The sequence below is a fragment of the Bradyrhizobium iriomotense genome, assembly GCF_018130765.1.
In the GTDB taxonomy this organism is placed as follows: domain Bacteria; phylum Pseudomonadota; class Alphaproteobacteria; order Rhizobiales; family Xanthobacteraceae; genus Bradyrhizobium; species Bradyrhizobium iriomotense_A.
In genome coordinates this window covers 140,738-151,525 of sequence record NZ_JAFCJZ010000022.1, presented here as the reverse complement: position 1 = coordinate 151,525, position 10,788 = coordinate 140,738, and the positions used below count along the sequence as shown (strand labels likewise).

Annotated in this window: 11 protein-coding genes; 4 read left to right on the top strand and 7 right to left on the bottom strand. The window is 62.0% G+C overall.

The features are described from left to right. On the top strand, nucleotides 1–204 hold a 204-nt coding region (locus JQ635_RS30820), incomplete at its 5' end, for a hypothetical protein (protein WP_211413549.1). On the opposite strand, the gene JQ635_RS30815 is transcribed toward JQ635_RS30820, so the two are convergent. The 4 genes from JQ635_RS30815 to JQ635_RS30800 all read right to left on the bottom strand — a co-directional run bounded on the left by JQ635_RS30815 (nucleotide 201) and on the right by JQ635_RS30800 (nucleotide 5,062). Next, nucleotides 201–1,367: a cytochrome P450 gene (locus tag JQ635_RS30815; RefSeq protein ID WP_211413548.1), complete on the bottom strand. Its 1,167-nt coding sequence runs from the start codon at nucleotides 1,365–1,367 to the stop codon at nucleotides 201–203. The genes JQ635_RS30820 and JQ635_RS30815 overlap by 4 nt on opposite strands. A gap of 91 nt (nucleotides 1,368–1,458) precedes the next feature. Next, the gene (locus JQ635_RS30810; RefSeq protein WP_211413547.1) at nucleotides 1,459–2,319 is read right to left on the bottom strand and encodes a L,D-transpeptidase; all 861 of its coding nucleotides are present in this window, start codon (nucleotides 2,317–2,319) and stop codon (nucleotides 1,459–1,461) included. 159 nt (nucleotides 2,320–2,478) lie between these two features. Next, nucleotides 2,479–3,261, bottom strand: coding sequence for a helix-turn-helix transcriptional regulator (locus JQ635_RS30805; protein ID WP_211413546.1), 783 nt, complete (start codon nucleotides 3,259–3,261; stop codon nucleotides 2,479–2,481). Between the two features lie 253 nt (nucleotides 3,262–3,514). Beyond that, complete coding sequence (locus JQ635_RS30800) at nucleotides 3,515–5,062, bottom strand: winged helix-turn-helix domain-containing tetratricopeptide repeat protein (protein ID WP_211413545.1); 1,548 nt, start codon at nucleotides 5,060–5,062, stop codon at nucleotides 3,515–3,517. A 149-nt stretch (nucleotides 5,063–5,211) separates the two neighbouring features. Here JQ635_RS30800 and JQ635_RS30795 point away from each other — a divergent pair, with 149 nt between their 5' ends. The 3 genes from JQ635_RS30795 (at nucleotide 5,212) to JQ635_RS30785 (ending at nucleotide 7,444) form a co-directional block, all read left to right on the top strand. Beyond that, entirely contained in the window at nucleotides 5,212–6,033 is an 822-nt protein-coding gene (locus tag JQ635_RS30795; RefSeq protein ID WP_211413544.1) for a class I SAM-dependent methyltransferase, read from the top strand. Beyond that, complete coding sequence (locus tag JQ635_RS30790; RefSeq protein WP_211413543.1) at nucleotides 6,030–6,863, top strand: thioesterase family protein; 834 nt, start codon at nucleotides 6,030–6,032, stop codon at nucleotides 6,861–6,863. The genes JQ635_RS30795 and JQ635_RS30790 overlap by 4 nt, the downstream gene beginning before the upstream one ends. A 419-nt stretch (nucleotides 6,864–7,282) precedes the next feature. Beyond that, on the top strand, nucleotides 7,283–7,444 hold the full coding sequence (locus JQ635_RS30785) for a hypothetical protein (protein ID WP_211413542.1): 162 nt from the start codon (nucleotides 7,283–7,285) through the stop codon (nucleotides 7,442–7,444). An 81-nt stretch (nucleotides 7,445–7,525) separates the two neighbouring features. On the opposite strand, the gene JQ635_RS30780 is transcribed toward JQ635_RS30785, so the two are convergent. The 3 genes from JQ635_RS30780 to JQ635_RS30770 all read right to left on the bottom strand — a co-directional run bounded on the left by JQ635_RS30780 (nucleotide 7,526) and on the right by JQ635_RS30770 (nucleotide 10,726). Continuing rightward, nucleotides 7,526–8,020 carry an RlpA-like double-psi beta-barrel domain-containing protein gene (locus JQ635_RS30780; RefSeq protein WP_211413541.1) on the bottom strand — a complete coding sequence of 165 codons (495 nt, stop codon included), beginning with the start codon at nucleotides 8,018–8,020 and terminating at the stop codon, nucleotides 7,526–7,528. A 214-nt stretch (nucleotides 8,021–8,234) separates the two neighbouring features. Continuing rightward, entirely contained in the window at nucleotides 8,235–9,440 is a 1,206-nt protein-coding gene (locus tag JQ635_RS30775; RefSeq protein WP_211413540.1) for an LLM class flavin-dependent oxidoreductase, read from the bottom strand. A 56-nt stretch (nucleotides 9,441–9,496) separates the two neighbouring features. Next, on the bottom strand, nucleotides 9,497–10,726 hold the full coding sequence (locus tag JQ635_RS30770) for an acyltransferase family protein (RefSeq protein WP_211413539.1): 1,230 nt from the start codon (nucleotides 10,724–10,726) through the stop codon (nucleotides 9,497–9,499). Nucleotides 10,727–10,788: the final 62 nt, after the last annotated feature.

The following is a 10,788-nucleotide window of genomic DNA, read 5'->3' as shown; positions in this document are numbered from 1 at the left end:
CCGGACCGGATTGTCCGACCCGACATAGTCCTCAATCCGCGCAGGCAGAAGACTGGGTTGCTCCCGGCTCTCGCCGGATTCGCCATAAGACGAATCCTACATCAACTCCCAAAAAGCAACATTCTTGCCCAGCCTCGTCGGGCAAAACAGGAGCATGATGGCATCATGGCGGCGCTCGGGATCGGCGGCCCCTCGCCGGCCTAGTGCCGCCACTTCACCGGCAAATTCTGCAGCCCACGAAAGGCCCAGCCGCCGATCCGCACCGGCTCGTCATCGGCGAGCTCGATGCGGCCCGCGCGTGCGAACAATGTCGGCAGCGCGACGTCGGCGATCATGGCACGCGAGGCGAAGGCGCCGGCGCAGAAATGCGGGCCGGCGCCGAAGGCAACGCTCCTCGACGTATCGCGCCGCACGTCGAACTGGTCGGCCCGCTCAAAATGTTTCTCGTCGCGGTTGGCCGAGCCGAACATCAGGAACACGCGCTCGTCGAGCTCGAATGAAACGTCGCGAATGCTCCAGGGCTTGGCGATCCGGCGCGGCGACATGCCGATCGGCGAGATCCAGCGCGCATATTCCTCGAAGGCCTGCAGCCAGGACACTTCACTGCGCAGGACCAGATCGAGCTGCTCGGGATGGGTCAAGAGCGCCCAGACCGTGCCGGCGATCGCCTTGCGCGGCTCGTTCTGACCGCCCGAGATCGCGAGTTTTACATTCGCGCGTACGCTCTCCATCGGCATGCCCGAGCCAAGGAGCACGGCGAGAATGCTCTGGTCCGGGTTCTTGCGCATCACCGGCAGGATGTCGTCGATCGCAGCATCGATCCCAGACGTCGCAGCGTGGCAGCGCGCCTCGACCGCGGGATCGCCGGCATAGTTGGCGATGCCCTCGATCATGCCCTGCGACCACGCATCCATGTCCTGGAAGCCGATATTGGTGAGGCCGGTGATCGACTTCAGGCATTCGCCGGAGAACGGCAGCGCGAAGTCGCGCATGAAGTCGATCCGCCCCGGCGCGATCTCCTCGATGATGCGATCTGCATGCGCCTGGAACAGCGCGGTCCAGTGCGCCTTCACCGTCTTCGGCGACACCGTCGGAAACATCGCGCGGCGCTCGACCTGATGCGCCTCGCCGTCCTTGCGCATCATGTTGTGGCCCATCAGCCGGTTCATGAGGCCGGCCGGCTGGTGCGAGGAGAACACGTCGATCTGCTTCTCGGAGATCGAGATATCGTCGCGGCTCGTCAGCAGCGTCGAGCCGAGCTGCGGCACGAACGCGATCGGCGCCTCCTTTCGCATTCTTGCCAGCATCGGATAGGGGTCGGCCCAGAACGTATCAGGGTCGATGTCGATGCGCGGCGCGGTGCTCAAGGCGGCGGCCTCCCTGGATTCTCGTTTCCTCCAGGCCAGACTAGCGAACTCCGCGGCCGGCGTCTGTCCCTAGCGATAGGGACAGACCGAGTTACCGGACCTCGGCGATCTTTGGTCCAGATGACAGCATCTGCGCGTTGGCCGCCAACGGCCGCTTCGACGGCGATGCCGGGTCCGGCGATCGGAAAGCGGCGTCGGCCGGCGCGCCCTGGAATGGCCTGCGGGCGGCGGTTGCCGGAAGCACGATCACCTTCGCTCCGACTTTCACCCGTTCATAGAGGTCCACGACGTCGTCATTGGTCAGCCTGATGCAGCCGGACGACACCCGCTTGCCGATCGTATTGGGGTTGTTGGTGCCGTGAATGCGATATTCGGTCTCGCCGAGATACATCGCGCGCGCGCCGAGCGGATTGCCGGGGCCGCCCGCCATGAACCGCGGCAGATAAGGCTGGCGCCCGATCATCTCCGTCGGCGGATGCCAATCCGGCCATTCGGCCTTACGGGCCACGGTCTGCTCGCCGGACCATGTGAAACCTTCGCGGCCGACACCGATGCCGTAGCGCATCGCTTGCCTGTCGTTCAGAACGAAATAAAGGAATGTGTTTCCGGTATCGATGATCACGGTGCCCGGCGTCTGGCGGCTGGTGTAGTCAACCACCTGCCGAACAAGCGCTCCGGGACCGTCAGCGGCCTTTGGTGGTTCGACCAGAGGCGCCGGAGCCGGAATCGGAACCGGAGCCGGCGCTGATGCACGAGCTGGAGCTGCCACGTAAACCGGAGTTGACGACGCTTGGGCTTCGTGGGCGGACGGCTTCCGTGCCGGCTGCACGCTCGCCGGGCGAGACAGCAAACCGTACCCCACGACGGCGACGGCCACGGCGCCAATTGCAACTCTCGCGGCCATTGGGATTGCGAGGGCCTCTGCCTTCTTACGTTTGGCCCGCTTACTCATGTCGTACCCCAGGTCACCATGCCCAAAAGAGGTACCCAGCAAAATTTAAGAAACCTCGAAGCGATGTCGCCCTGAGCGGAACCGTTAGTCGTGGTTAACGCCGAACTCTTGTTCGGCGCATCCGCTTTGGAAACAGATATTGCGGACTTGGAGTCCCCCTCAGTTCACGTGGTTAGGCCCCGCGAGCAATCGCAGCACGATCGCAAACAACTCGCTCTGCGAGGAGATGCCGAGCCGCTCATAGGCGCGCTTGCGGTAGGTCAGGGTCGAATGCAGGCTGATGCCGAGTCCTTGCGAGATCGCCTCGGAGCTGAAGCCTGCGAGGATACGACGGCAGACTTCCTGCTCGCGCGGCGTCAGCGCGGAGAGCGGCGGTCGGGTGGCGAACAAGGCAGCGAGGGACTGATCGGGCGCTACCGTCTCCTGAAAATGACGGGCGACGCTTGCCGCGATCGCCGGTGCGATGGCCTCGAGCCGCTCACGCTGCGCGGCGCTGAAGCGGCCCTGCGCGACGATGCGATAGAAATTGACGTAGAAGCAGGTGTCGCCGGTCCAGATCGCGGCCGCGCATTTGTCGACGATCCCGGAATCCTGGAAGAAGATTTTTCGGTAACGCGCGCCGTACATGCGCGGCGCGAACGCCGGCAGCATGATCGGCACACCGCCCTCGCCTTCGAACAGAGCGTCGCGGTTGGGATCGGATTCGTGAAACTGGCCCGCATAGGCCGCGCCGAGATCGCCGCCGATCGGGATATTGCCGGCATCGAGCAGGCAGTGCGCGGCACCGCCGCGGCTCAGCGAAAACACCGTGCAATGGCCGACATCCGCCTGCCGGCGCAGCGTGTCGATCAGGACATTTGGGAAATCGGAGCGGCCGATGGCGAGCACTGCGGACGTGACGTCACCCGCCGACGGATGTGTGGGCACCGCCTGAGACCGCATCCTTTCCTCCGCAAGCCGTTGTTTTGCGGGAGGATAGCAGCAAGGTGACGTCCGCGGAAGGCAGAGGGGCCTGTGTCTGCGGACATAGGCCGCAATCACGCTCTGGGGAAACGCAACGACGTCCAGCTCGACGCCGCTTTGAGGCCGCGAACGGTCCGCGGCTAGACGCGCCGGACAGGTCGGCCACGGGGTCTATTGCGCACATTGCCGTCGATACATTCGACCGGCACAGTCGCCAAGTTCCAACGAGCAATCACTCCGGCATGCCCGCAAGCCGCAGACCTTCCATGAGCTTGATCAATGTATTTGGGTGGAGGCTGAAGCGATCCGCGGCGCTTCCGACGCGAAGGTCACCATTGATTCCCCGCAGCGCTGCGGCATGCTCGCGAGCCTCTGCCAGTCGTCCCCCCAGCGCACAGGTCGCCGCCGCAATCTGAAGGGCGGTCACGAAAGCGGGCCGCCCGTCGATCGCTTTCAACGCGTAGAGGCGCGCATCGTCGAGGCGCCCGGCAACGAAATGAGCCGACGCTATCCCCGCGTGAAAGTTGAACATCATCGGATCGATGGGGCTATAGCGTATGGCATAGCCGAATTTATCAAGCGCGCTCGCCGCGTCTTCGAGCCAGACGTCGATCCAACCGGCGCAATACCAGGCAACTGAATAGTTCGGATTGAGCCGCAGCGCTCGCCCGACGAGGGTTCTGCCGGCGGCCATCTCACCAAGGACGTGCGCATTGGTAAAGCCAGCAGCGGTCAATGCGACAGGATCGTCACCCCCGAGCGCTACCGCTTGCCTCGAGAGACGCCGAGCCTCTGATACCTCGGCTTCCCGGTCTACCATCCAGCCGTTCACCTTCCGGCTCGTATAGCAACGCGCGGCCATGCCGCACGCAGCAGCAAAATTGTCATCAAGCGCAAATGCCTGCTTGAAAAATGACAGCGCCATTTCGTGCGCTGGCTGGGTCCAGAGATAGTAGCTTTCCAGTCCTCGCAAATAGAGGTCGTAGGCATCGAGATTTTCTGTTGGCTTGCGCCTGGTCCGATTGATTTCGTTTGCCTCGAGTTTGGGTGCAATGACCGCGATCATCTCCGAGACAATCGTGTCTTGAAGCTCGAAGATGTCCCCGAGGACACCGTCGCAGCGGTGCCCGGCGAGCGTCAGCCGCGATTCCGCGTCAATTAGCTGTGCAGTCATACGCACGCGGTTACCGGACTTGCGTAAGCTACCTTCGATGACATAGCGGACACCAAGCTCCCGACCGATCTGCCTGACATCGACCGCCCGATCCCTGTAAGTGAAGCTTGAATTGCGTGCGATCACGAACAACCAGCGCATGCGCGACAGGGCCAGAATTATCTCATCAACCACGCCATCTGCGAAGTAACTCTGGTCTGGATCGGCTACAAATGGGAGGACAGCGACTGAAGGCCTGTCTGGAAGTGCCAACACAGTTGAGTTAGCAACGCTCGTTGGCTGGATCGATGGTGAAGGTGTACTCCTCACGTTTCCGATGAAGCGAAGACCCTTGCGCGGAAAAGTCTTGATGAGCCTCTGGCCAGCGCCCGCGTCTCCGAGCGCGACTCGGGCAGAGTGAATGCACGCGGATATCGCAGAATCGGATACGATGCGGCCATTCCACACCGCAGACACCAGTTCATCTTTCGATACCAACCGGTCGCGGTTCGCAAGCAGGTAGAGCACCAGGTCAAGGACCTTCGGTTCTACGGCGATCTGCTTGTCGGCTCGGCGCACCTCCCTACGGGAGGCGTCGACCGTGCAATCATCAAAGACATAGAGCAACGGGCTAACCCTCAGCGGCTCTGGCTCAACATAGTCGCCCCTCAGAAAATGCCAAGGAAAGCCAAAGACCGTCCTCAAGCGAACGGCTCGGCGCTGAGCCACTCTCGCGAAGGAAGCAGACCTTTCGGCAGGTCTCGACGGGGCCAGAAATGACAATTCAATCAGCGACTTATGTGTTCGACGGCAATTCCCAAGAAGTCGAGCGCCTGGAAAGCCAGGCTCGTGCGATTGCACCTGAGGCCACATGGTTGCTCGACAATATTGGCGTGCAGCCGGGCTGGAAGGCCGCCGACATCGGCTGCGGCCCGATCGGCATTCTTGATCTGCTGGCACAGCGGGTCGGAGATTCAGGCGCCGTCGTCGGCATCGAGCGCGACAAGCGGTTCTTGGATATCGGACGATCGGTGATCGCGCGGCGCGGCCTCCGTAACGTGCGCATGGTGCTGGGCGATGCACTCACTGTCGAACTGGAGCCGGCGTCGTTCGATCTAGTTCACGAACGGCTGCTTCTGATTAACGTGCCGGTTGCGAACCAGAAGGCGATCATCGACCAGATGCTTGCTTTGCTCAAGCCGGGCGGAACGATCGCATTACAGGACTACGACCGCATTTCGTATGCTTGCTACCCCGAGCATCCCTCATGGACCGCGCTCTCCAATGCATACCGCGAAGCGTTTGAGGCCAACGGTGGCACGATCTCGACCGGACGATCGCTACCAAGGCTCTTGCGCGACGCCGGTGTCCAGAACATCTCGACGAAGGTGCATGCCGCGATCACTGAACGCGGCGACCCCCGGAGGATGGATGCGCTCGCGATGCTTGAGGCCCTACACACAAAAATACTGACGCTCGGGCATTTTAGCGCACGCGAGTTCGCCGCCCACAGGCAAGCATTGATCGAGCACCTATCCGATCCCGATACCCTGATCGTCGAACGTCTGCTGGTGCAAGCCTGGGGTACAAAGCCATGACCCGCGCCACGCAACCGCTCGTCACTGCCGGCGCCAGCGCGGAGCGCAGATCGACCAGCTATTCTGTGCTGACGAGCGCGATGGAGAGACACGAAGGCGTATGGACCGTATGCCCTGGAGAAGATTGGCGCCAGGGACGCACGCTATTCGGCGGCCTTACCGCGGCTCTTTGTCTCGAAGCGGCAGCGCGCGAGTTCACCGACCTTCCGCCACTGCGGTCGGCCCAATTCGCGCTGATGGCTCCTCCTTCCGGAGTCGTCAGAATTCGCGCAGAATTGTTGCGTAAGGGAAAATCCACAGCATTCGTTTCTACCGATCTGTCAGGCGACAGCGGCCTCGCGACGCGCGCAACATTGTGTTTCGCGCAAGGGCGTCATTCGGCCCATTCATTCCAGGGCATAACAGCGCCCGCCGTCGCCCGCCCCGACCTTTGTCCGCCGTTTCCGCGCAAGCCCACATTTGCGCAGCACTTTGATGCCGGCTTCGCTGGTGGAAGCATGCCCTACAGCGAGGCTGAAGATCCAACCACGTTGCTATGGTATAGGCTTCGCGACGACGCAAAGAACGTAACTTTACCCATGCTGACGGCAATAGCCGACGCCGCCGCTCCCGCAATGATGGCGCGGGTCAGTGAGATGCCTCCGTTGAGCACCATGACATGGGCTGTCCACTACCTGTCCGAGCAGCCGACCACGGAAAACGGTTGGTGGCTTCTGCGCACTTCCGCCGAAAGTGCGCGCAACGGCTATACGACCGAATCGGTGACAATCTGGAATTCGACTGGCGAACCGATCCTTGTCGGGCGACAGACGCTTGCGCTGTTCGCATAGGTAAGATCCGCTTCGGCTCACAAGCGATCGTCGACACGAGGCGCTTGGCAGGTCGGCGACGGGCCATCAACGGAATCCGACACCTAGTCGACTGATTCCGGTTCACCAGTCCGAGCCTACCTAGGTATGCCCCCTTCATACCCCTGCGCAATGGCGCCAAGCGAGTGCCTGATGCTACCAATAAGCCCAGAGTGAAAGGCAACGGAACCGGTCTTGCGAGCCGGCAGTTGCGGAGCAAGGTCGGCGGCGTAACGCCCGCCGGTCTTTCTCGACCTTAAGATTGCTGTTTACGCATGATCTTTCCGGAAAACCGCTTCGCACTTTGCGCTAACGCGGCCCTTCGGGTCCGGATCATGCTTTAGCGGCGCGTTGCCGGTCAATTGGTGTCCACTGCCACTGCTAACTGCAGAGAGTACGCCATGAGAAACATCACCGATCTCCTGATGCGGTTCTGGCAAGGGAGCCAGTCCATATCCAATACTGAGGTCGTGGCTCTTGCCGAAAACCGGGATCAATCCAGCATGGCTGATTTTGTCCGGATCCTGCAGTCCTACGATCAAGTCCAGTACGGCAGAAGCTAGAGGCGAGCGCGTCAGTCCGTGACACGATCGTGCGGGCAAGCAATTGGCCCGAGACGTACACGACCTCCTCCGCACGGATGTTCAGCCCACCGGCCCCGGTGTCCAATCGTCCCCTGACAGCGGGCTGACTTTTACGTCCTCGATGACCCCGAGCTCCAGGCTTGGATCGAAATGGCGCATCGTGCGCTCGTTGAAGTCGATGATGCGGCCGGGCCTGAGTGGTCCCACGTCATTGATCTTGACGATGACCTTCTTGCCGAAGGCTTCGACGAGCGCGTACTTTGGCCTCACACCGAATTGGACCCCACCAAATTTCCGGCGCAAACTCGTCTTGATGGCAGCCGCCCAGACGGAGGGATCATAACGCTCGCCGGAGGCTGTGCTCGGACCGCCCTCCTCCTTGCCGGGTTTGAACGGATTGTACATCGATGCAGCGCCAACGACCGCATCCCCGGAGGCGGCATCGACGACGGCGTTTGCGTGATCTCCACGCGATTCACTTCGAGCAACGGTAACAGAAACGGCAAGCGCAACCAGGGCGCCGCAAAGTGCGGCGCTCGAGCGGAACAGCATCATAACTCCTGTGATTTTTTAGATCGTCGGTTCCCGACCCCGCAAACAGCGCAAGCGAACGCGGACGCGTTCATGAAGCTTGCACCGTGTTTTTGCGGGTTCGCGCCAACCCCTTGGCAATGGAACCGATGTGCGAACCAGAGTGGTTCCCACGCAGTGTTTTACGTTGTTATGACTAAGACAGAGATTGCGTCAGCAGCATGACTTAACGGACGGCCTATTCCGCCGCCGCTTTCACTGGGACGACATTGATCGCGAGCTTGCCGTAGCGATCCGTAAAAGCCTCGGCGTCGATCTCTTCCAGCTTGATTTCGCCGTTCATCACGCTCCTCTTCCACGCCGCCTGCGCCGGATCATTCTGGAACTCCGGCATCACCTCGCGGCCGAACAGCTCGAGCGATTCGCAGATGTGCTCGTGGCTGTTCTTGCCGGCCTGGTTGAGCAGAATCACCTGATCGATATGCGAAGACTGGAAGCGCTTCAGTTTCTTTCGGATCGTCTCGGGCGAGCCGATCAGGCCGCCGCGCAGCGCGGCCTCCTGCGCTTCCGGGTTGTCGCGCTTCCACTTGTTGTACTCGTCCCACATGTTCACGGTGTAGGGCGCGGGACGCTGGCGGTTCTGCGAAGCGCCATAGAAGCGCAGCGCGAACTGGAAGAAGGTGGCGCCGTCGGCGCGGGCCCGCGCCTCTTCATCCGTCTTCGCGCACATGAAGAACGAGACCAGCGCCATGTTCGGATTGATCTCGTAGTCGGCTAATTTGTGCAGCCGCTTGGTCATGGCGTTGTAATAGGCGTGCACCCAGGCGTGCGCGGCATCGGCGCTGACGAACTGGAAGCCGAGCGCACCAAAACCATGACGGCCGGCGCGCTCGATGGTCGGCAGCTGCGAGCAGGCCATCCACAAAGGCGGATGCGGCTTCTGCACGGGCTTGGGCACGACGTTGCGCAAGGGGATGTCGAAATACTTGCCGTGGTGCTCGGAGCCAGCATCCCTGAACATCGGGAAGATCGCGGCGACGGCCTCCTCGAACACCTCCTTCTTGGTCTCCATGTCGCGGCCGAACGGCGTGAGCTCAGTGATGGACGCGCTCTCGCCCATGCCGAATTCGCAGCGGCCGTTGCTGAGCAGATCGAGCACCGCGACACGTTCGGCGACGCGCGCCGGGTGATTGGTGGTGAGCTGGAGGATGCCGTGGCCGAGGCGGATGTTCTTGGTGCGCTGGCTCGCGGCGGCGAGGAAGGATTCCGGCGAGGGAGAGTGGGAATATTCCTCGAGAAAATGGTGCTCGACCACCCAGGCGTGGTCGTAGCCGAGCCCGTCGGCGAGTTCCATCTGCGAGAGCGCGTTCTGGTAGAGGGCGAGCTCGTCGCCGGTCCCCCAGGGCCGCGGCAGTTGCAGCTCGTAGAAGATGCCGAACTTCATGACGCCTCTCCCTCTTATTGTTGTTGAGGTCATCTTAAGGGGTGAGGCCGCGCTGTCTACGCGGTCGCAATTCCGCCATGCGGGAGATCACGCTTTTCGGCGCGGCGGCCATTCAGCACCGCGCCAATGAAGGTGAAGCGTACAAAGAGATGATAGCTCGCCAGCATCGGCGGAATCGCGACGGTGAGAATGACAGCGAACTTAACCGGCCCGGGCCAGTCGAGTTGCGACAGCGCGACCTGGAGCGCCATCACGATTGGCAAGTGGATCAGATAGAGCCAGTAGGACGCATCGGCGAGGTAGCGCCAGGTCGGGCTGAAGCCCGACATGAAACGGAGCGCGAGACCCATGACCGCAAAGGTCGCAATCCATATTGCCGGTGCGTAGAGGATCGCTGAGACAAGCCTGAGTGTGGCGAAACTGACCGGCAATTTCGGTGCCCCCGGCGCGGACAACATCACACCAGAGAGCACGAAGCTGATCAGGATCAGGACGAGTGCGAGCAGGAGGTGCGGCAGCCATCGCCGCTCGATCAGGCGCAGCAGGTCGATCTGCCGATGCATCAGCCAGCCGACGGCGAAGGCGGTGCCGAAGCCGATCCAGGCCTGCGCGTTGGTGATGAGCGATTGATCCGGCGTCCTCACCCCCATCACATTGATCCAGCGTTGGTCGAGACAGAAAGCGATGCCGATCGGGATCGCCAGAACAAGGGCGGCCAGCGGACTTCTCATGATCCCTGCGAAGAGGCGATCGATCACCGCTCGCCAAGTTCCTGATGCATCGAGCCAGACAAACCCGCCGCGCAGCAGCAGCATGGCGACATAGAGCTCGAGCAGCACATAGATGAACCAGAGATGGGTCAGGGGGAAATTCGGCAGCACCGGCGGCCAGCTGCGGGACCAGCCGCCATTCGGGAAATGAGACGCCCAGATCGCGATGAGGCTCATCGGCGTGAACAGGATCGGCCAACCGACAACGAGCGGCAGCCCGATCCTCTGGAGCCTGTCCCGGACGAAGGCCTGGGTGCCCCGGCGATGAAAGCTCATGCGGGCGAAGAAACCCGCCATCAGGAAGAAGGTCGTCATCCGGAAGACGTGGATGGTGAAGGTCAGCAGGCCCAGGAGCAGGCTTGGATGGGTGTCCTGGATGAACCAGAACCGGGGTGTGGCAGGCACGAACGACATTGCCGCGTGCAGGACGATGCCAAGCAGCAGGGCGCCGCCCCTGAGCGCGTCGAGAGCGTGGAGCCGTTCCGATGCGGGGGCGGCTGCGGTCGAAGGAGACATGGAGACTCATTCCGGGTGGCGAGAGGTTTCTGCCGGACAGTCTGCCCAATCGGGGCGCGGCC